18 protein-coding genes are annotated in these 21,692 nt (G+C 53.1%); 14 read left to right on the top strand and 4 right to left on the bottom strand.

Features of this window, described 5'->3' with window-relative positions; translation table 11 throughout:
- Nucleotides 1–89: 89 nt before the first annotated feature.
- On the top strand, nt 90–773 hold the full coding sequence (locus QUD59_RS00185) for an NAD(P)-dependent oxidoreductase (protein ID WP_286238781.1): 684 nt from the start codon (nt 90–92) through the stop codon (nt 771–773).
- A 7-nt stretch (nt 774–780) separates the two neighbouring features.
- Here the strand turns inward: QUD59_RS00185 and QUD59_RS00180 are convergent, their stop codons facing one another.
- Complete coding sequence (locus QUD59_RS00180) at nt 781–1,806, bottom strand: zinc-binding alcohol dehydrogenase family protein (RefSeq protein WP_286238780.1); 1,026 nt, start codon at nt 1,804–1,806, stop codon at nt 781–783.
- Between the two features lie 104 nt (nt 1,807–1,910).
- Between QUD59_RS00180 and QUD59_RS00175 the strand changes: the two genes are divergently transcribed.
- Complete coding sequence (locus QUD59_RS00175; protein ID WP_286238778.1) at nt 1,911–2,816, top strand: LysR family transcriptional regulator; 906 nt, start codon at nt 1,911–1,913, stop codon at nt 2,814–2,816.
- A gap of 413 nt (nt 2,817–3,229) precedes the next feature.
- Here QUD59_RS00175 and QUD59_RS00170 read toward each other — a convergent pair whose 3' ends face one another.
- Nucleotides 3,230–3,883: an HAD family hydrolase gene (locus QUD59_RS00170; RefSeq protein ID WP_286238777.1), complete on the bottom strand. Its 654-nt coding sequence runs from the start codon at nt 3,881–3,883 to the stop codon at nt 3,230–3,232.
- 258 nt (nt 3,884–4,141) lie between these two features.
- Between QUD59_RS00170 and QUD59_RS00165 the strand changes: the two genes are divergently transcribed.
- The 3 genes from QUD59_RS00165 (at nt 4,142) to QUD59_RS00155 (ending at nt 7,444) form a co-directional block, all read left to right on the top strand.
- Complete coding sequence (locus QUD59_RS00165) at nt 4,142–5,056, top strand: LysR substrate-binding domain-containing protein (RefSeq protein WP_286238776.1); 915 nt, start codon at nt 4,142–4,144, stop codon at nt 5,054–5,056.
- A 102-nt stretch (nt 5,057–5,158) separates the two neighbouring features.
- Nucleotides 5,159–5,929, top strand: a complete 771-nt coding sequence (locus QUD59_RS00160; protein ID WP_286238775.1) for a nuclear transport factor 2 family protein — start codon at nt 5,159–5,161, stop codon at nt 5,927–5,929.
- 105 nt (nt 5,930–6,034) lie between these two features.
- A complete protein-coding gene (locus QUD59_RS00155) occupies nt 6,035–7,444 on the top strand; it encodes an NAD(P)/FAD-dependent oxidoreductase (RefSeq protein WP_286238774.1) in 1,410 nt (469 codons plus the stop codon).
- Nucleotides 7,445–7,523: 79 nt separating this feature from the next.
- On the opposite strand, the gene QUD59_RS00150 is transcribed toward QUD59_RS00155, so the two are convergent.
- Nucleotides 7,524–7,754: a DUF1127 domain-containing protein gene (locus tag QUD59_RS00150; RefSeq protein ID WP_286238773.1), complete on the bottom strand. Its 231-nt coding sequence runs from the start codon at nt 7,752–7,754 to the stop codon at nt 7,524–7,526.
- Between the two features lie 102 nt (nt 7,755–7,856).
- Between QUD59_RS00150 and QUD59_RS00145 the strand changes: the two genes are divergently transcribed.
- The 5 genes from QUD59_RS00145 to QUD59_RS00125 all read left to right on the top strand — a co-directional run bounded on the left by QUD59_RS00145 (nt 7,857) and on the right by QUD59_RS00125 (nt 16,657).
- Entirely contained in the window at nt 7,857–8,819 is a 963-nt protein-coding gene (locus QUD59_RS00145) for a LysR substrate-binding domain-containing protein (RefSeq protein WP_286238772.1), read from the top strand.
- Nucleotides 8,820–8,991: 172 nt separating this feature from the next.
- Entirely contained in the window at nt 8,992–12,396 is a 3,405-nt protein-coding gene (locus tag QUD59_RS00140) for an ATP-binding protein (RefSeq protein ID WP_286238771.1), read from the top strand.
- A gap of 8 nt (nt 12,397–12,404) precedes the next feature.
- On the top strand, nt 12,405–13,304 hold the full coding sequence (locus QUD59_RS00135; protein ID WP_286238770.1) for a response regulator transcription factor: 900 nt from the start codon (nt 12,405–12,407) through the stop codon (nt 13,302–13,304).
- A 152-nt stretch (nt 13,305–13,456) separates the two neighbouring features.
- Nucleotides 13,457–14,200, top strand: coding sequence for a substrate-binding periplasmic protein (locus tag QUD59_RS00130; protein WP_286238769.1), 744 nt, complete (start codon nt 13,457–13,459; stop codon nt 14,198–14,200).
- A 24-nt stretch (nt 14,201–14,224) separates the two neighbouring features.
- Nucleotides 14,225–16,657, top strand: coding sequence for a bifunctional diguanylate cyclase/phosphodiesterase (locus tag QUD59_RS00125; RefSeq protein WP_286238768.1), 2,433 nt, complete (start codon nt 14,225–14,227; stop codon nt 16,655–16,657).
- A 20-nt stretch (nt 16,658–16,677) separates the two neighbouring features.
- Here QUD59_RS00125 and QUD59_RS00120 read toward each other — a convergent pair whose 3' ends face one another.
- Nucleotides 16,678–17,949 (bottom strand): MgtC/SapB family protein, encoded by a 1,272-nt coding sequence (locus QUD59_RS00120; protein ID WP_286238767.1) that lies wholly within the window; start codon nt 17,947–17,949, stop codon nt 16,678–16,680.
- Between the two features lie 79 nt (nt 17,950–18,028).
- Here QUD59_RS00120 and QUD59_RS00115 point away from each other — a divergent pair, with 79 nt between their 5' ends.
- From QUD59_RS00115 to QUD59_RS00100, 4 genes are all read left to right on the top strand, one after another.
- Nucleotides 18,029–18,358 carry a hypothetical protein gene (locus QUD59_RS00115; RefSeq protein ID WP_286238766.1) on the top strand — a complete coding sequence of 110 codons (330 nt, stop codon included), beginning with the start codon at nt 18,029–18,031 and terminating at the stop codon, nt 18,356–18,358.
- Between the two features lie 55 nt (nt 18,359–18,413).
- Complete coding sequence (locus tag QUD59_RS00110) at nt 18,414–18,821, top strand: GNAT family N-acetyltransferase (RefSeq protein ID WP_286238765.1); 408 nt, start codon at nt 18,414–18,416, stop codon at nt 18,819–18,821.
- A gap of 78 nt (nt 18,822–18,899) precedes the next feature.
- Nucleotides 18,900–19,283, top strand: coding sequence for an Mpo1-like protein (locus QUD59_RS00105; protein ID WP_286238764.1), 384 nt, complete (start codon nt 18,900–18,902; stop codon nt 19,281–19,283).
- Nucleotides 19,284–19,514: 231 nt separating this feature from the next.
- On the top strand, nt 19,515–21,455 hold the full coding sequence (locus QUD59_RS00100) for a thrombospondin type 3 repeat-containing protein (RefSeq protein WP_286238763.1): 1,941 nt from the start codon (nt 19,515–19,517) through the stop codon (nt 21,453–21,455).
- Nucleotides 21,456–21,692: the final 237 nt, after the last annotated feature.

The raw sequence follows: 21,692 nt of genomic DNA, 5'->3' as shown, positions 1-21,692 counted from the left end.
AGTTATGCTGGCGATTGAAGCGGCTATTCGGTAGATTTTCTGATGCCTGAATTCAGGGAAATCGGTGTTAACAGAGCCAGTGAGGGAAGATGAAAAAGATCTGTATTGTCGGGGCTTCAGGAAAACTCGGACGTTATATGCTGCAGCACGCGCTGGAGCGGGGCTATGAAGTGGTTGCCGTGTGCCGGCCTGAAAGTGTGCCGAAGCTGGAGCCTTACAGGGAGCAGATCCGCATTATTCCCGGTAAAACTAATGACCGCGAGGTTATCCGTGAGGCGGTGAAAGGCTGCAGCGGTGTACTGGTCGTGCTTGCGCCCTGGGGCGTACAGCAATACTCATCCGGTACCGCGCAGGCTGTCATGGATTACGCAGAACCGGGTGCGCGCTTAATTTTTTCCTGCGGCTGGCATATCAGCCGTGATGGGCAGGATCGTTATTCGTGGAAATTGAAGGCCCTGGTTACAGTGTTTGGGGCGATTGCCCGTGCGCTGCGTCTGGTCGAACTCAAAGATCAGGTCGAGGCCTGCGCGCGAATTTTTGCCAGTGATACTCTCTGGACGGTGGTGCGCGGCAGTGATCTGGAGGAGGGGGAATCGCAGGGGCTGCCAATCTGGCGTGAGCATGTAGGTGACCCGGCGCTGGCCAGTAATCTGACCCGCCGGATCGATTTTGCCCTGTTTATGGTGGCCGCGCTGGAGGATGACAGCCTGATCCGGCAGGCACCGGCGATTGTCGGCTGTCAGTCGCCCTCCGCGCTGGCTCACGCAGGCTGAGTGTCGCTCAGAAACCTTCCAGCACCACTTTGCCGATCGCTGTGCCGGACTCGATGCTGGCGTGGGCGCGTTTCAGGTTCGCCGCGTTGATCTTACCGTAGTGTTCGCCCAGCGTGGTCTGGATCTGCCCTGAATCGATCAGCCCGGCAACACGGTTCAGCAGGTTGCGCTGTTGTTCGATGTCATCAGTGGTAAACATCGAACGTGTGTACATAAACTCCCAGTGCAGCGAGATGGATTTCATCTTCATCAGCTTAATATCCAGTGGCAGTGCCGGGTCATCGATCAGTCCCAGTTTGCCTTGTGGCGCCAGACTGTTCACGATCTCTGCATAGTGCTGATCGGTAGCATTCAGGGAAGCTGCGTGTGTGACATCATTAATGCCGATCCGTTGCAGTTCACTGCTGAGGGGCTTTCGGTGGTCGATCACATAATCGGCACCGAGTGCTTTAACCCAAGCCTGACTTTCCGGGCGAGAGGCGGTAGCAATCACCGTTGCATTGGTTAAACGGGCTGCCAGTTGCACCAGAACAGAACCGACTCCACCGGCCGCACCGACAATCAACAGGCGTTGTTCGCCGTTTTTCTCAGGGGTATCGGCTTGTGTAATCCCGAGGCGGTCAAACAGGAGTTCCCATGCGGTGATCGCGGTCAGCGGCAGGGCGGCGGCTTCTGCATTGGAGAGGCTCTCTGGCCGGGCTCCGACAATGCGCTCATCCACCAGATGAAACTCTGCATTGGTTCCGGGACGAGTCAGGTCACCGGCATACCAGACCTTGTCACCCGGTTGGTAATATTCAACCTGATCACCCACGGCGATCACTTCGCCGACCGCATCCCAGCCGAGAATTTTGTATTGCCCGGCCTCGGGCGCAACATTGTTGCGGATTTTGGTATCAACCGGGTTGACTGAGATGGCATCGATTTTTACCAGCAGATCCCGGCCGCTGGCCTCAGGCATCGGCAGGTCAATGTCGGTTAATGCATCCGGTTGTGTGATCTCTTGGGGTTGGGTGTAGCCGATCGCTTTCATGGGGTTCTCCGATCTGTTCACAGTTGATGGGAGACATTTTGAGCGATCATGAATAAACTAAAAACAGGGTAATAATTTAATTAGTTTCAAAAATATTTTGATAAATGAATACATCAGATTTAACGCTTTTTGTCAGAACCGCCGATACCGGCAGCATTACGGCTGCGGCCGGGCAGTTAGCTATAACCCCTGCCGCAGCAAGCGCCGCCCTTAAGCGCCTTGAAAAACAGCTTGAGACGCAATTGTTTATCCGCTCAACCCGTCAGTTGAGAATCACGGCGGAGGGGGAGCGGTTTCTGCTGTACTGTCGTCAGGCGCTGACCTCGCTTGAAGAGGGGCAACTCTCGCTGAATGCGATGCGCGGGGAGATTGCCGGTGAACTGCGTTTAGCGGTGTCGTCAGATCTGGGGCGAAATATTGTGCTGCCCTGGCTCGATGAGGTGTTGGAGCAACACCCTGCGCTGTCGTTGCACCTGAGTATGGGGGATACGCTGTCCGACTTTTATATGGACCGGGTTGATGTGGCGCTGCGTTATGGAGAGCCGGAAGACTCCTCAATGGTGGCGTTTCACATCGCAACAGCAGAGCGGGTGGTGTTTGCATCGCCTGAGTATCTGCAGCGGTACGGCGAGCCGACCACACCGGATGAACTGCAGCAACACAACTGCCTGCTCTACCAGTTGGGGCAGCGGACTTATGATACCTGGAATTTCAGCCGGGGCGGCGAACGCTATAAAGTGCAAGTGAGTGGTAACCGTGAAAGTAACGACGCGGATGTGGTCAGACGCTGGGCCGTTGCCGGCAAGGGGATCGGCTATAAATCCAGCCTCGATGTCAGTGCTGATCTGCTTTCGGGGCGGGTGCGTCGCTTACTGAAAGATTACGAATCTGCGCCGCTCAATACCTGGCTGATCTGCCCGAGCAGAAAACAGGTGACACCTGCCATCCTGATGCTGCGCGACCACTTGCGACAGCGCTGTGCGGAGGTGCTGAAGCGGGTACATAGTTGATGGGCGAGATAAACGGATGGCATAACGCGCCGTGACATAGTGCTGTAGTTTTCTGGCGGGTTAAAGCAATACCTGGACTGGCGCAGGCGATATTCAGAGAGAAGTGGGTGTGCCGGGGGAGTTGAAGCGAAGATTCCTGAAAAACAACAGATCTTCGCTGTGATGTTGTATGGTGCGTTACAGGCTGTCCTTACCTTTTTCGATCGCTTCCCGGATCTCTGCCATTTCGATACAACTCAACATAGTGGACCTCAACTTTCATTTCAGTATTACTTGTGTTTCCTGCAGGCGGGCCTGCTGCCCTGATACAGGGCCGGCGCAGGTTACAGGATCTGATTTCCGGAGAGAAATCAGATAGATGAATAGCTGGTCATAAGGTTTTGTTAAATCACGCGGGTGGCGCGGGATAGCGCCTAACAGCGCCACTCCAGTATAGGCCAGTCGCGGTTCAGTGCATGCTGGCGCAGCACCGGGTCGGGGCTGACCGCGACGGGATAGGCGACTCGCTGCAGCAGTGGCAGATCGTTCTGAGAATCACTGTAGAACCAGCTCTCTTCCAGGCTATGCTCCCGATCTTCGAGCCACTCCTGCAGACGGGTGATTTTACCCTCGCGATAACAGATCACCCCATCGGGCTGACCGGTGATTTTCTCTTTAATCGTCTCAATCTGGATGCCGATGGCGTGATCGATACCCAGTCGGCGGGCAATGGGTGCCACCAGAAACGCGACCGAGGCGGATACCACGATACACTGATCGCCCCGGGCCTGATGTTGACGGATATTGGCAACCGCTGCCGGGCGGAAGTGAGGTTCAATGTACTCATCGAGGAACTGTTCCAGCCCCTGCGTGGCTTCGCACAGGGTTTTGCCGATGTGCGGCTGCAACTGCATCTGCAGATAGTCGCGCATATCCAGCTTACCCTGTCGATAAAGCGCATCCAGCCGTTGCTCCTCCTGCAGGATGCTGTCGTCTGCCTGTCCTGAGTCGTGCAGATAACGAATCCACAGCCGGGAGCAGTCTTCGTTGAGCAGGGTATCGTCTAAATCGTAAATCACCAGTGCCATAGGTCGACCTCGGGAGAGCAAATAGGCTTATTCTCTCCATAAACGGGGTTGTGAAAAGCCAGAATAACTGGGGAATTGAGTTAGAAAATCTAAGTTAATGGGTGCTATGTTATACGTCGTACCGGGAAGTGAAGGGGTGCGCTCAACTAAATGAATTACTTGTAATTACTGAAAGGTAGCTGCAATGCATTTGTAATACAGTGTTGTTATAAAGCAAGATCGGTTTGATGTTTTATTGATAGTTTTTCTGGGGTTTATATGCGATTGAACAGCCGTCCACTCCCGCCGCTGAAGGCGCTTAAGGCATTTGAGGCTGCCGCACGGTTACGCAGCCTGACCCGGGCGGCAGAAGAGCTGCATGTAACTCAGGGGGCGGTCAGTCAGCAGGTGAAACTGCTGGAGGAGTATCTTGATACTCAGTTGTTTATACGAAAACCCAGAAAGCTCGAACTGACCGAAGCGGCACGGGCTTACCTGCCGGTGCTGACCGATGTATTTAATAACCTGCAGGCGTCTACCAATGAGTTGTTCAGCAAGGATCAGCAGACTCTGCTGACTGTGAAGTGCGGCTCCAGTTTTATGCGCCACTGGCTGATTCCCAATCTGACGGCGTTCTATCAGCAGTATCCGCATATTCGTGTGCGCCTGATGTCATCGGTCTGGCCCTCTCAGGACGAGGTGGCGGAAGCGGATATTGAGATCTGTAACGGGTTTGGCGATTGCAGCGGATTGCAGGTGGAGCGGCTGACCTGGGAGAAACACATCGTGGTGGGCAGCCCTGAATTTGTCGCGGCTAATCTGCTCAATGACGATCCGTTAAAACTGATGCAGCTACCGCTGATCAGTGTCATCGGTGATCGGGAAAACTGGCAGCAATGGTTTCGCCGGCAAAATCTGAGCAACTGGATGCCGACACCGGTACTGGAGTGCGATACCACTGCGGCGGCGATCGATGCTGCCTGCCATGGCGTCGGCTTCCTGCTGGCCCGCAACCATATTCTGAAGCCGGTACTGGATCGCGGTGAACTGGTGCAGGCGCACTCGTTTGAGGTGGAAGCTGCCGGGGCGCACTATCTGGTGTTGCCCAACAAACCCCTCACACCCAAAGTAACCGCGTTCCGTGACTGGGTGATGGCGACCTTTCAGCAACCTGTCGGGCCCATAAATCGCTGACCGAATGCGCCTGCGTGCTGGCAGAGCTGTTCAGCTTCACTATAGAATCGGGCCTGATCCTTGCTGTCAGGGTCTGATTGTTTATCTGAAGGTGAAGCCAAGATGCAGGAACAGAAGATCCGTGAATTGATGCAGACCTACCGTCGTTGCTGGATGGCGGGGGATCTTAACGCTGTGTTGTCGTTGTATCATCCTGATATTCGCGTCAATAACGTCTCTGAAGGTCTGGAGATCGGGCCGGAAGCGATGGCTGACTACGTTTCACTGTTCCTGCCGACGCAGCCTGAGGAGGTGTTATCTCCGGTGGACCGTATCCGGGTGGATGGCGACACTGCAATTCTGCAATGGGAGATCGTGATGCGGCAGCGCAAATCCGGGATGCTTAAATCCTTTGCCGGGGTGGAGATCATTCAGGTGAAGGATGAAAAGATCTACCGGATACGGGAATTCTCAACCCCATTGAATCATCTCCGGACAGCGCAGGCAGGCAATAAAGCTGATCCGATGGCCTGCCGGATCGGGCTGGATCAGAACCGTCTTGGCGTGGTTGCCGACGATCTGCAAACCTACTTTGACAGCAGTCAGGCCTTCCTTGATCCGGATCTGAGTCTGGCTCAGGTGGCTGAGGCTACCGGTTATACCCGTAACCAGATCTCCTATGTCCTTAACCATGTACTGGAGATCAGTTTCTACGAATATCTGAACCGTGCCCGGGTTGAGGCGATTCTGTTGCAGTTGCAGCAGCCCGAGCCTAAGGGCGTCACCGAGCTGGCGTTCAGCATGGGGTTTAATTCGGTTTCTACTTTCTATAAAGCGTTCAAAAAGCGCACCGGCATCACACCGTCGGCCTACCTGAAACAGGTTTCTGCCTGATCCGGTTTTTCGATCGGTCCCGGACGTAAGAAAAACCTTCGCAGTGCTTTATATGATCCTCTTCAGGGCTGTTCATACCGTCAGCCGGAACCGAGAGGAATTCCAGTGAAGTGTTATCAGGATACCAGTTACTGGTTCACCACGCTGAACCACGCACAGCCGCATCGGCCAGCGTTAGAGCATGATATTGAGGCGGATGTGGTTATTGTCGGCGCGGGTTACACCGGGCTCTGGACAGCTTACTACCTGAAACAGCATGCGCCTGATCTGTCGATAGCTATTCTCGAAGCAGAAACTGTTGGTTTCGGTGCCTCCGGGCGCAATGGCGGCTGGCTGATCGGCAGTTGTGCCGGGCATGAAAAATACCTCGCCGGGTTGGCACCTGTGGCGGCAGCGCGGTGTCGTCAATTGCTGCTGGGAATCGTCGATCATGTCTGCGGGATAATCAGCAAAGAGCAGATAGATTGTGATTATCAGCGTGGTGGGGTGGTCTATGCCGCCGCCCGTTATCCGGAACAACTTCAGTTTCAGCGCCATCATCTTGAGCATCTCTATCAGGCGGGTTACGACGAAACCCAGTTCCGCTGGCTGAATGAGACTGAGCTGGAAGAACTGGTCAGGATGCGTAATCCACTGGGGGCAATCTACTCGCCTTACTGCGCAACGATCAATCCGGCCAGACTGGTCAAGGGGTTGGCCCGGGTAGTTGAAGGGCTGGGGGTGAAGATCTTTGAGCAGACGCCTGTCACTGCGATCAGGCAGGGATCTGTTGAGACACGAAAGGGGCAGGTGCGATCACCGGTTATCGTGCCGGCACTGGAAGGTTATGCCCGCAGTGTACCCGGGGCAAAGGGCCAGTATCTGCTGCCGGTACAAAGCCTGATTGTGGCCACCGAACCGCTCAGTGCCGCGCAATGGGATGAAGTAGGTCTGGAAACACGTCCGGCGTTCAGTGATGGCGGGCGTCTGGTCACATACGGTCAGCGCACGGCGGACGGGCGTTTAATTTTTGGTGCCAGAGGCGCTTATCTGTTTGGCGGTAAACCCCAGAGTCGCTTTGCGCTTGAAGACCCTGAGTTTCAGCTCCGTGCCAATCTGATGCGGGATATCTTCCCTGCACTGGAGGGGGTTAACGTCACTCACGGTTGGGGTGGCACCCTGAGTATCTCCCGCCGTTTTGCGCCCCATGCATTGTTTGATCGCGATAGCGGGCTGGCGCTGGCAGGCGGTTACGGCGGGGAAGGGGTGGGGGCATCCAATCTGTTTGCCCGAACCTTAGCGGATCTGATTCTGCAACGTGAAACCGAGCTGACAACAATGCCCTGGGTGCAGCAGAACCCGCAGCGTCACAACCTGCGTCGGTGGGAGCCGGAGCCTTTTCGCTGGCTGGCTTATAAGGCGATTATGGCCGGCTGTGCCTGGGAGGAAAGTCTCTGCAACCACCCGCATGCGGCGACCTGGAAAAAACGCATCGCCAGTTCCACAGCAGGCATGCTGGCCGGGTTGATGGAGTAAAGCCGGGTTTTCAGGCGCATGGGAAGCTTTATGGTCTGATTAAGAGAGAGGGGGTTATTGGTAACTCCCTCTCTGTCTTTTATGGTTTCCAAAACGGTTTTCGCGCTTCTGTCAGCGCATCACTGCGGCTGAGGCCGATATCGCTGAGGGCTCTTCGATCCAGCCGCGCCAGTGCTTTGCGGCTGTGGTGGTTGTGTTTCCATTGCTGGATTTTTTGTTGAATTCCGCCCAGTATCTGAACGGTTTTCGATAAATAAAAACTTTTGCTTTTCTGCTGGCAAAGGCCAGCGCTGCACGCTGTGTTGATCATGGTTGTGCTCCACATTACTGTTGATGTGGGTCTATAATGGTCTCGTTGGCTTTGCCCGACAAACGATATAAATTTCCTTTCGGTTAAGAAAAAGTTAACTCTATGTTGCGCATACCCTCACTTAAGGCTTTACGTGTTTTCCAGCAGGCGGCAGAGCTTGGCAGTTTTAAGCTGGCTGCGCAGAGGCTGCATGTCACTCAGGCGGCGATCAGTCAGCAGATCAGGGCGCTGGAAGCGGATCTGGGGGTGCAGTTATTTGAACGGCTGAACCGGGAGGTTCGCCTGACGGCGGCGGCCAGACAACTGCTGCCTTATCTGCAGACCGCTTTCAGCGCAATAGAGGAGGGCGTGCGCGGGCTGTCGGATGATCCCAACCCGGATCAGCTCAAAATCACGACCATCTCCTCATTCGCCGCGCGCTGGCTGGTGCCCCGGTTGCAGCGTTTTCAGCAGTCACAGCCGGGCCTGAGCTGTTATGTGACAACGACCATGCAGATTTACGATTTTTCTGACAACAGTCAGGATCTGGCGATCCGGTTCAGTCCGGGGCGGGATGATGGCCTGACTCAAATCCTGCTGGCGGAGGATTATATTGTTCCGCTCTGCCACCCGCATTTACTGCAAAGACTGCAAAGTGGCGAGATGTTACAGACTGAGATGCCGCTGCTGATCGATGATTCCTCTGATCTGGCAGAGGTCAATCCGCAGTTCAGGGCCCTGTTCGGCGGAGAGGAGCAGGTGGCGCTGAAGATGAAGGATGCATCCATTCTGATCGATGCTGCGCTGAATGGTCAGGGAGTGGCCGCGACCCGATTCAGTCTGGCGCAGGATCAGGTTGAACGTGGGTTGCTGGTGCCGGCGTGCCCGGTCTACTGGCCATCGCCTTATCGTTACTATCTGGTGGCTCCGGAAACCTATTTCCTCCGTCATAAAGTGAGTGAGTTTCAACGTTGGGTGCAGACGGAGGCGGAAGATCTGAACCGGAGCTGGCAGTGCTTCAGCCAGACGCATCATTTACGTTGCGCTGAGCCGCCTGTCGGAAGCGATCCTGATAATCTGGCATAAAGTCTGCACTATTTGGCTGCATAACAGGTCTGCTGTGACCTGTTTTACCGCAGAGGACGGCGTGCCGCGGATTCAGTCAGCTTTTTAGTCAGTCTACCACCTGTCTGTTGCACTGCTTTGGTTCCTTTGTGCCTTTTTCTGGTGCATAAGGTTTGGGGTCAGGTGTTAACGGATGAGTGCTAGCCAACGAATTTTCAAAGAGCGTCGGCGCTATAACCGCTGGGTGGCGAACCAGACGCTTGAAGATTACGCGCTGCGTTTTACGGCGGTCAGTGGCCGGCATATGAGTATCAGCCGGGTGGGGATGACCGCACTGGGTGCAACCTCGTTTCTTGCACTTGAAGGGTTGGCGGCGGCAGTAACCCTGAGCTATGGCTTCAGCAATACCCTGTGGGCGATGCTGGCGGTGTGTCTGGTGATGTTTATTACCGGTTTCCCGATTGCGTATTACTGTGCCCGGCAGGGGCTGGATATTGATCTGCTGACCCGCGGAGCCGGTTTTGGCTATCTGGGTTCAACGATTACCTCGCTGATCTATGCCTCTTTTACTTTTATCTTTTTTGCCATTGAGGCGGCGATTCTGGCCGGTGCCCTCAAGGCGCTGTTTGGTATACCGCTGTTCCTGGGTTATATCCTCTGTGCGCTCGCGGTGATCCCTATTGTGACCCACGGAATTACCGCGATCAGCCGGTTTCAGGTAGCAACCCAGTATATCTGGCTCTCCCTGCAACTGGCGGCGTTGCTTGTGGTGGTGCTGTTTGAGTATCAGAATCTCTCCGGCTGGACCGAATTCACCTTACCGGATAAGCCGCAGGGAGCCGGTTTTGATCTGGCGCTGTTTGGCGCGGCCGTTTCTATACTGATCGCACTGGTCGCTCAGATCGGTGAGCAGGCAGATTACCTGCGCTTTATGCCGCCAAAGAATAAAGACAATCGCAAACAGTGGTGGTTCTGGTTGATTCTTACAGGCCCGGGCTGGGTTGTGCCCGGACTGATCAAGATGTTGCTTGGCTCGTTTCTGGCTTATCTGGCCTATACGCAGCTCTTGCCGATGGAGCAGGCGACCGACCCGACGCATATGTATCAACGGGTCTTTCTGTTGCTGACTGATTCGCCGATGCTGGCGCTGATTCTGGCGGCGGTGATGGTAATCTTCTGCCAGATGAAGATCAACGTAACCAATGCTTATGCCGGTTCCATCGCCTGGTCTAACTTCTTCTCCCGTGTCACCCACAGCCATCCCGGCCGGGTGGTGTGGCTGGTGTTTAATGTTTCGATCGCCCTCTTGCTGATGGAGCTGGGTATCTATCAGGTGCTGGAATCGATTCTCGGTAGTTTTGCGATACTGGCGCTGGCCTGGCTCGGTTCTCTGTCGGCTGATCTGCTGATCAACAAGCCGCTGGGGTTGAGTCCGAAAGAGATCGAATTCAAGCGGGCGCATCTGTATGACATCAACCCGGTGGGTACCGGATCGATGCTGATTTCAACGCTGGTTGGGATACTGGCATATCTCGGGGTGTTCGGGGCGGAAGCGCGCCATCTGTGTCACTTTGTGACCCTGCTCAGTTGCCTGATCTGCGTTCCTTCACTTGCCTGGCTCACGGGAGGGCGGTACTACCGGGCGCGTCAGTCGGACAATCTTGAACTCTATGTAGAAGACCCGCAGCAGCCGGGCCAGCCGATCACCTGTGGGGTGTGTGAGAACGCTTTTGAAATGGCCGATATGAGTTACTGCCCGGCTTATCAGCGTCCTATCTGCTCGCTGTGTTGCTCGCTGGATGTTCGTTGTCTGGATCGATGCAAGCCTAAGACCGGTATATCCCAGCGTCTGCTCAGAAGTTTATACCGTTATCTTAAGCCGGATTTTGTACGTGGTATCTATTCCCGGCTGGGGCGGTTTATCAGTCTGGTGGTGGGGGTGAACGCGCTGCTCGCAGGGCTGTTTCTGCTGATTTACAGTCGGGTTGAACCTGCAGATGAGGCGCAGGTAGCGATGTTACAGAGCACATTGCTGGCGATCTACATCGTACTGTTCATTGTTTCCGGGGTCATTATCTGGGTGTTTCTGCTGGCCCATGAAAGCCGCATAACCGCTCAGCGGGAATCAAACCGGCAGAGTCTGAAGCTGACCAGGGAGATTGACGCCCACGAACAGACTGACCGTGAATTACAGCGGGCCAAAGAGTTCGCCGAGCGGGCCAATGAAGCGAAAAGTCGTTATCTGACAGGCATAAGCCATGAATTGCGCACGCCATTACAGTCGATACTGGGTTATGCCCAGTTGTTGTCCGATCGTGAAGATATGCCGGATAACCATCGACGCGGGCTGCAGATTATCCATCGCAGTGGCCAGTACCTGACTGATCTGATCGAAGGCTTGCTGGATATCTCCAAGATTGAGGCAGGGCGTCTGGAACTGCTGCGTAATCGGGTGGCGTTCCCTGAACTGATCGACCAGTTGACTCAGATGTTCCGCATGCAGGCCCGGGAGAAGGGACTGAATCTCAGATTGCAGATCCATGATCCTTTGCCGGATCTGATCGCCACAGATGAAAAACGTCTGCGTCAGATTCTGATCAACCTGCTTTCTAATGCCGTTAAATATACCCCCGAAGGCCAGATCGATTTTGAGGTGCGTTACCGGAATCAGGTTGCTGAGTTCCTGATTCGTGATACCGGACCGGGGATTGATTCGCAGTATATGGAGAGGATCTTCCAGCCTTTCGAACGGGTGCGTAACAGCGCCAGTGCCAACCTTCCGGGCACCGGGTTGGGGCTGACCATCGTCAAACTGCTGACTGAAATTATGGGGGGAGACCTGCAGGTACACAGTGAGCCGGGCCAGGGCAGTGAATTCCGGGTAGCGGTGCTGTTGCCCTGGGTCAGTGCCAGTCAGCCGGAAGAGGTCAGTGCTGAGCGGATAGTCGGTTATGAAGGCTATCAGCGAACGCTTTGTGTGGTGGATGATGACCCGGTATTGAGGGGGCTGCTGTCTGAGTTGCTGGTGCCGCTGGGGTTCAACACACTGGAAGCCCATGATGCTGCGAGCTGTCTTGCACTGCTGGAGCACAACCGGCCTGATCTGTTCCTGCTGGATATCTCCATGCCCGGTATCAGTGGACTGGAACTGGCGGCTGAACTGCGTCAGCAGGGGATTCGTGAACCGGTGATTATGCTCTCCGCCAACGTTGAAGAGGATCGTAAACAAAGCGGTCGCGAGGTGGCTTATGACGAGTATCTGGTTAAGCCGGTCAGTAACCAGATTCTGCTGGAGACGTTGGCAGAGTATCTCCAGTTAAGCTGGGTTTACCATGCTCAGCCGGATCATAAGGCTGCACTGACTGAACAGGGTAAGGCGGTAACCCGACAGCCACAGCCGTTGCCCGGCGAACATCGTTTATTGCTGGAGCTTAAAGCCTATGCGGAGATGGGCTACCAGAAAGGGGTGGTGGCCAGTCTGCATAAGATCGAGCAGGAAGGGCTGATCAGTGAGCAGGCGCATCGTGCATTGCATCAGCTTTGCGAGAATTTTCAATTTGAAACCATGGCACAACATATCGAGGCAGGTAGCGTATGAATACAGCGATGACGAACGAGATTGTACTGGTTGTCGATGATTCGCCCGATGCGCTCAGCCTGATCAACGATGCGCTGGAACAGGCGGGTATGGATGTACTGGTTGCGTTGGAGGGGCGGCAGGCGCTGACCATCTCTAAAAGAATTCGCCCGGATATTATTCTGCTGGATGCCATCATGCCGAATATGGATGGTTTTGAAACCTGTCGGTTACTGAAAGATGATCCGGAGATGGCATCGATTCCGGTCATCTTTATGACCGGATTAACGGATACGGCGGATGTGGTAAAGGGGCTGGAAGCCGGTGGTGTTGATTATCTTACCAAGCCAATCAATCCTGCAGAGTTGCTGGCGCGGATGCGGGTTCATCTGAATAACGCACGTCAGGCTGCCAGTGCCCAGACAGCACTCGATAGCAGCGGTCAGTATCTGTTAACCCTCAGCCGAGCGGGAGAGGTGATCTGGGGAACACCTCAGGCCTATGCTCTGCTGGCTAAGGCGGGTATTGACCGACGCTGGCTGGAGCAGCATCTGCCCCGGCAGGTTGAGTCCTGGTTTGCGCCGCAAGATGAAGATCCGGCTCCGGTGTTAAAGCTATCGGGGCTGGAATACCCTCTGGAGCTGAAACGGCTGGCGCTGCAGGATAACGGTGAGCTGCTGTTGCGCCTGATTGACGGGCAACGGCTTCAGGGGGCAGAGCTGTTATGCGCCAAACTGGCTGTGACGGAGCGTGAATCCGAAGTGCTGCACTGGATTGCTAACGGAAAAACTAACCGGGAGGTGGCAGAAATTCTGCAGATGAGCCCACGGACAGTGAACAAACATCTGGAGCAGATATTCCCAAAACTGGGTGTCGAAAACCGCACGGCTGCAGCCGGTGTGGCGTTGCGCTTGCTGGCCCGGGAATAGGGCATCGGGGCAAGGCTGGTGATTCTCCTTAATATTTGTAGGGTAACAGGAGAAATACAGGGTATCTGCAGCGGGCTTTGGTCTAAACTACTGACTGATCTGTGTTTAAATTAAAGTAATAATCCCTACAGGAACCGGCTGAGAGTTTTGGTATGTTGTACCTGATCCGCATCACACTGATTTTCTGTTTGCTCGTATGCAGCACCCTGCTGCGCGCTGAATCTGACAAAGTTGAACTTTATACCGTCAACTACCCGCCTTACACGATTATTGATGAAGCCGGCAATATCAGCGGTATTGATGTTGAGGTGACAAAAGCGGCGTTTGCGGCAGTGGGTATCGATGCGATTATCAAAACCGAGCCCTGGAAACGTATCTATAAAAATGTCACCCACGGCAGGGTAGCCGGGGTGCTCAGTTGTTCGCGCCGTCCCGACCGGGAAGCGATTATTCTGTTTTCGGACCCGACCAGTGAGGCCACTCAGGTAGCCATTGCGGCCACCGAAACCGACCTGAGCGAGCTGCAGGTATTTGCGGATCTGAAAAAATTCTCGGTGACCTCCGTTGAAGGCTGGGGTATCGAAAAAGAGCTGACCCGTGCAGGGATAGAACACACCACCACGCCAGACCCGGAGGGCAGTTTACGGGCGGTGGTTTTCAGGGATCTGGATATCTATTACAGCGGTCGTCTGACCACACTTTATCTGGCCCGGCAGATGGGTCTGGCCGACAAAATCAAGGTGAAAACCTTTACCGACAAGCAGAGCACTGATTTTCATCTGTGTCTGAGTAAGCAGTTTCCCGGTTCCGAGTCACTTCGGGAGACGTTCAACCGCGGCCTGAAGATGATCAGGGAAAATGGCCAGTTCCAGAGTATCTATGACCGTTATCTCTGATTCAGACACCTGCGGGCGGTTGTTATGTCGTTAATTCATCTCCGTCATCGACTGGCTTTCCGGCAGGCGGTGGCGGTGGTCCTGATCTCCGTGGTGATTGGTTTCTGTACCAAGGCAGTAGAGATCTATCTCGATCTGAGGCATCAGCAGGACAGCGCTGCGGCCAGTATTGCTCAGGTGGTAGAGCTGCACCGGGATACAGCGGCACGGGCTGTTTATCTGCTCGACAGGAATATGGGCCGGGAGGTTACCGATGCGTTGATCAGCCACCCGGCGATCTATTCTGCTGTGGTAATGGATGACTTCGGTGACCCGCTGGCGGCGAGTAAACGTAGTCCAAGTCAGGAGATCAGATCTGTTTTCAGTGGTGAGCTGGTGGGTTATCTGCTCAACTTCGAAAGCCATATTGAGCAACCTCTGCGGCTGGAGGGGGTGGGATATGTGGAAGATCACAGCTCACGACTGGTCATCGACATAGACACGCCGTTTATTGCCAGTGAAGTGGGCAAGCGCGCGATTGACGGGCTGGCCATTGGTTTGTTCAATGTACTGCTGCTGGCGCTGACACTGCTGTTTTTGTTTTATCACTACCTGTCCCGTCCGATTTTGCGTATCGCCCGTTGGGTGGAGCAACTCGGTGAGGGCGAGTTAGGCAAACTACCCTACACACAACGGGATGAGCTCGGCGATCTGGTGAACAGTATTGGACATCTGTGGCAGGAGCGACAGGAGGCAACTGACCGGCTGAGTGAGTCAGTTGCACAGCTTTCCCGTAGTGAGCAGTTCTCCCGTTCTCTGATGGAAAACGCCGGTGATGCGATGTTTCTCTGTGAGCTGGATGGCACCATCGTGAGGCTCAATCATCAGGCAGCAGACAGTCTTGGGTATGCACAGGGGGCGTTACTGGGCAGTAACCTGGCTAAGTTCAGTGAGATACGATCGCAATCTGAATACCAGTCCCTGTTTGATTCTATGGACAGCCGTGAAGCGGTGACTTTTGAAGACCGGCAACGCCGGGCTAAAGGGGATCTGTTTCCGATCGAGGCGCGGGGAATTCGACTCGAGCAACAGGAACAGCAGTATGTGCTGATCATCGCCCGTGACATTACGCTGCGCAAAGAAGCTGAGATGCGGATCCATGAACTGGCATTTTTCGATACGCTGACCCGGTTACCGAACCGCCGCCTGTTTACGGATCGACTTAACTCCGCCATTGAACTGCACCGGGCCAAAGGTAATCTCGGCGCAGTGTTGTATATGGATCTGGATCGCTTTAAGACAATCAACGACTCCCTCGGTCATACCGTTGGGGATCAGTTACTCTGCGCCATTGCCAGCCGGGTGCGTCACACACTCCCCAATGAGGCCACCTGTTCCCGGTTCGGTGGGGATGAATTTGTCATGCTGGTTCCTGAAATTGACAACACCCGGGAGTCCTGTGCGGAGGCGGCCGCTAATCTGGCCTCCGAACTGGTACAGCAGATGCAGATCCCGTTCGAGATTGACGGCCATGTCCTTTACTGCAGTGCCAGTGTGGGGATCAGCCTGTTCCCCCACAGCGGCGCAGATCAGATGGATGTACTGCGTCAGGCGGATACGGCGTTGTACCGGGTCAAGGCAATGGGGCGCAACGGTTTTCAGTTTTACGATCCCGAGATGCAGACCACTGCACAGCAGCGCCTGCAGGTTGAAAAGGGATTGCATCAGGCGCTGGATAATGACGAGCTGGAACTCTGGTATCAGCCTCAGTACAACAGCCGTGAACAGATGATCGGGGCTGAGGTGCTGATTCGCTGGAACCATCCCGAAAGGGGGATGGTACTTCCCGGGGAGTTTATTCAGGTAGCCGAGGACAGTGGCCAGATTCTCGACATTGGTAACTGGGTGCTCGACCGCGCTTTTCGCCAGCTTTGCTGCTGGCGTGAACAGGGCCTGCCGGAAACCTTCCAGCGGCTGGCGGTTAATATCAGCCCGATGCAGTTTATGCAGGTGGATTTTGTTGATCGGGTAACGGAACTGCTCAAACTCTACCAACTGCCCGGCAGTATGCTCGAGCTGGAGATCACCGAGAACATGCTGCTGAATAACTTCGACGTGGCCTGTCAGAAAATGAAACTGCTGAAACAGAAAGGGGTTCATTTTGCGATCGATGATTTTGGAACCGGCTACTCTTCGTTGAAATACCTGCGTCATCTGCCATTGGACGTACTGAAAATTGACCGCTCTTTTGTTACCGGCCTGCGCACCGATACTGAACAGGCGGCCATTGTTCAGGTCATTATTACCACAGCAGAACGCCTGAATCTGGTGGTCATCGCCGAGGGCGTAGAGACGGTAGATGAACGCGAAGCCCTGCAACAACTGGGGTGCTTCAGCTTTCAGGGATATTTGTTCGCACGTCCGATATCAGCAGACCTGCTGACGGAAAAGCTCACTCTGGAGCAGACTAAAGCCTGACACGCTGCACGCCGGGCTCACTAGCTGAAATACATCATCGCCGCGCCGAGCCCGATGCCCGTAAGCATGGCCGGTGCGGTCTGTTTTGCCAGATCCGGATGAGCAATGGTGATGACCATCAGCATCTTCACCAGACTGTTCGCGCTGGCTGCGATATAGATACCGAGCATAGCGACCTGAGGCGTGATCTGAGCCGGGCTCTGCCGGCCCAGTGTCAGGGTGATCGGGTCCACATCCGACAGACCGGAAAGCCCGCTGAGGAGCAATACCCCGGTGTCGCCAAACCACTCAGACAACGCCTGCGACAGCAGCATAATCAGCATCAGCAGAAAGCCAAAAAACAGCGCTGCACTCAGGGCCAGCGGGTTGCGGTTTTCACTCATCGGTGACCCGTCGCCATCGTGTTGTTGTCGCCAGAGCCAGAGCGCCGGCAGATAAAACCCCAGCATCATCACCAGCAAGACCGGGGCCAGCGCCTCTGCCAGTGGCGGATTGAGAATCAGTAGCACCAGCAGAATGCGCGGAAACATCGTGCCACAACTGAACAGAATGCCACTGGATAACAGGTGGCTCAGGGAGTGGCTGCTTTTCGAAAGCTGGGAAAATTGCAGGGTCAGTGCGGTGGAAGAACTCAGCCCGGCAAATACCGAGGTAAACAGAATACCGCGCCGGGGACCGCCAATACGGATAGCAAAATAACCGACAAAAGAGATCGATGCGATCAGCACCACCATCCACCAGATCTCATAGGGATTGATCGCCTGCCAGGGGCCGAAACCCTGATCAGGTAACAGCGGCAGCATCACAATGGAGATCAGCAGTAATCGCAGCCCCGCATCCAGTTCATACTCCTGCAGGCGTTGCAGGGCACCGTGCAGTTCGGGTTTGCTGTCGAGAATCAAAGCCGTGATCACCGCGGCGGCAGCGGCAATAGCAGGTTGCCCCGAGACCGCAACAGCGCCCAGAAGATAAGTGATCAGTAAGCCAATCACCCCGGTGATGCTGACATCCCCGCCATGGCGATGGCTGATATAGAAGGCCACAGCCATAATGATGATCAGCGCCAGCAGGCCAAATCCCGGCAGCCATGGGGTATACTGCTGAGCCAGTGTGGCGCAGAGGCCGCCGAACAAACCGGTGAGTGCGAAGGTGCGTATTCCGGCGACCCGGCTACCAGCGATCTCATGGCGCTGTGACCAGCCGCGTTCTATGCCAATGATCAGGCCCAGTGCCAGGGAGATCAGCAGCAGCCAGAATTGTTCGGTGCCTATAGTTAAGGTATTGGTTTCCATACAGTTAATAGTGAAACATGGAATCCGCTTCCGCCAGTTCAGTCAGCAGAAATTTTTATCCGGAGTTGTTTCGATAAATATGGTTAACCAACGTTTGGAGCAGATCTGGCAGCGGGCAAGTGAAGCCCACGCTGCGATTCAGAACGCATATTCAGAGATGGAGCCACGGGTTGGCGTCAGTCAGAGTATGCGCAGCCAGGGAATCCCCGCCGATGCGATGACCATTGATAACCCAAAGAATCAGCGGCGTATTATCCTGATTCTGCACGACCAGCAGCCGGAAACCATCAGCTACCAGTTCGCCTGGATGGATAAAGACCCGGAGGGAGAGTTTAAAACCCTGCCGGATCAGCAGCTAACTACCGGGCTTATTTACGAATGGATGGAAGCTTACCTGATCGGACACTGATTCGACGGCGGCGCTTTATGCTCAGCATTGATACCAACAGGGAGACTTAGCAGCCATGGCGCTGGTGATATCACTTAATGATCAGATTCAGGAAGCCGAAGTGGTCGCACTTTATCGTGCTAACGGCTGGTCCTCTGCCGAAAAACCGGAGAAACTGCTGCCCGCACTGAGAGGATCAGACCGGCTGGTAACAGCGCGGGAATCGGGGCGTCTGATCGGTATTGGTAATGCGATATCCGATGGTCATCTGGTGGTGTATTACCCGCATATGCTGGTGCACCCCGATTTTCAGGGCCGCGGTATTGGCAGGCAGATGATGCAGCAACTGTTGCAATGCTATGAAGGTTTTCATCAGCAGATGCTGACCGCAGATGGTGATGCGGTGGCTTTCTACCAGCGAATGGGCTTTTCACCTGCAGGTCAGACCCGATCCATGTGGATCTACAGCGGGGATGAACATTAAGCGTCTCGCCCAAAAAGCTATCTGATATAAAGATCCGGTAATTTGGGGTTAGAAACGACATAATAAAAGGGATTCTAGATGGCGGATCAGGGAGAAAAAATGAAGATCAGCGAGTATCGGGTTAAGCAGTGGCAGGTTTATCATAAGTTTCATAAGTCACGTGTTAACTTACTGATTCATATTGTTTTTGTGCCGGTGTTTATTTACGGATTTCTGTTACTGCTGAGCTCGCTTGTACTGCTCAAGCCTTTTGGTTTAGTACTCTCATTGCTGATGATGGGCATCGCGTTTGCTGCGCAGGGCTTCGGCCACTCGCGGGAATCCGAACCGGCGGCCCCGTTTACCGGCATCTCCAATGCCTTAATTCGTATCCTGCTGGAACAGCTCTACACCTTCCCGAAATATGTCCTGACCGGGGGCTGGTACCGGGCGTTCCGTGGGGAAAAGGATTCTGTCATTTGATGTATTCCCGGTATCGATGGGATTCCACAAGCCGATCATAATCAATTCATAAGTCAACTCAGTTCCCAAAGTGAATACAATTTAACGGCCTCGGATTTATCCGTTTAGTATCTGAGCGGAAGTGGCTAAAAATCCATCAGCAGTCTAGTCTTTTTTCTATTGGGAAGGGGGTAGGCAACGGCTAAAGTGCCTTCATTTCTTCTTGCCATTTTTATGGCTTGAGGCCGAGCCATGGCAATTTTTGCTAAAAGACCTGTATCCGCAGTGCCTCTATATCTCAAATCAGTGACGAGAAAGGGTATAGAAATGAAGAGCTTAAAAAACAACAAATATTGGCTTATTGTAGCGGCTTTGATGCCTCTGTCGGTATCAGCTAGTACGGCCAGTATCTCAGGAAACCTGAGTCTGGAAGGTGTTGATATATGGATGGGTAATCCCGTAGGGAGAAAATATTCTGTAGAGCTTCAGGGTAGAAGCCCTTATGTCTACCGATATTTTCAAGATGGAGGTTATCGAACCGGAATCACTCCCTACAATTTTATCAACTTACCGTCCTCAAATTACAGGATTAATGTTACAGCAGATTTTTGGCATGACTCACTGCCCGCAGAAACATCAACCACGTTTACACAAGGAGGACAACAATACCTTTGGGATGAACTTTTTATTCTTGACGGAGAAAATGGAGTAGTTAATTTTCATAAAGGGGTCAGCGCTATAACAGGGCAAATTCGTTATACGGGACTCTGGAGTGCGAATGACTTCAGATATAACCCCGGTTTTTTTACTTCGGTGGGTATTGTGACTTATGAAGAAGGTCCATCCTATTCTTACCCACGAGAAAACATATTTGATACCGCTACCAGTAAGCTTAATGACTATGATGAATACTTTGCGGTTCTGCCTACAGATAAAGCCGGATTTTTAAAAAGTGCTTCTATAGGGGAGATATATAGCAATTATCATTGGGTTTATAGCAAGTCATTTCCATACCCTGTAACCGATGCTGGAGCAACGAACCCAGTTACTTTTGGGGCACGAGACTACCACTTGCCGTTAAATCCTGATTTGCAAAATCAGGTTGATTACATGCCCGAGGTTGCAATAAATACATCAGAAACTGAGGTCGTAATTGACTTAAATGAACTTGGTTTATCTTCTACTGATCAAAATAACCAGCCGGTAGGGATTCAGCAAATTATTATTTCCGGTAAGGATGTATCGTCTAAGCAGTCAATATATTACAAATACACAGCTCAATCAGGTGAAGCTTCTAATCCTATCAGCATAGTGTTGAGGGGAGAGCCTGGTGAATACAGCAGGCGAGCCTCAATATCAGTTATTGATACCTTGGGCAATACTACAGCTATCCCATTTAATTTTACTTTGGGGGTTCCTGTTGCTGCCGGAGTTGGGGCCAATGTCGAGACGTCATTCGATAATGATTCCGGAGAGACTATCGCTGCAATTGTATTTGATGAAATTACCTCTGAAGGTGAAGTCACATTTAATACTGTGTCTGATGGTCCTACCCCACCATACGGATTCAAATTAGCCTCAAGCTCTGGAGATTTTCAGTTCTTTGATCTACGTAGTTCTGCTGAATTTACATCAGCAGAAATGTGTTTTTCGTATGATGAGCCATCTGTAAACGAAACAGATCTGAAAATTCTCCATTTCGAATGCGATTCTAATAATCAGTGTTCTTGGGAAGATATAACTAATGTTGATTCCCCTGATACCACAAATAATATTATTTGTGGTACCACGGATAGCTTTTCCATTTTTGCGATTATGGAGCCTGCGATTTTGGATACTGATCAGGATGGAACACCGGACGATGAAGATAACTGTCCTGTGAATTCAAATAGTGGCCAAGAGGATTGGGATGGTGATTCTGTAGGTGATGTTTGTGACGAAGATGCAGATGGGGATAAGGTTATTGGTGAAAATGATAACTGTCCTTATACCATCTTGAGTTCTACCGTGGATAGTAACGGTTGTAGTAGCGATCAGCGATTAGACCTTAATTGCCCTGCGGAAGTCGAATATAAAAACCACGGCCAGTATCTGAAATGTATTGCTCATGAGATTAATTCCCAAGTAGAAGATGGACTATTAAATGAAAATCAAAAAGGTGAGATTATTAATAGCCATGCTCAAAAGCGATAGATAGTAAACAGAGAGGATGCCCCTTTGCTAACCATTAGGCAGGGGTAACCTTTTGAGGGAATATAATCTTTTTATTAAGCAGCCAGTCGGCTGCTTTTTATCGTCTCAGATGAGGTTCTATTTCAGAAAATTCCAGTTTTAATCTTAGGGTATCCCGACACTTACGTTTCGTTTCTCAGAGATATACGTCAAATGACGTATATCGCTGCGTCAATCACCGAATACCTGTTTTGCCGG

It is taken from the genome of Neptuniibacter halophilus, assembly GCF_030295765.1.
In the GTDB taxonomy this organism is placed as follows: domain Bacteria; phylum Pseudomonadota; class Gammaproteobacteria; order Pseudomonadales; family Balneatricaceae; genus Neptuniibacter; species Neptuniibacter halophilus.
This window is presented reverse-complemented; position numbering and strand designations above follow the sequence as displayed.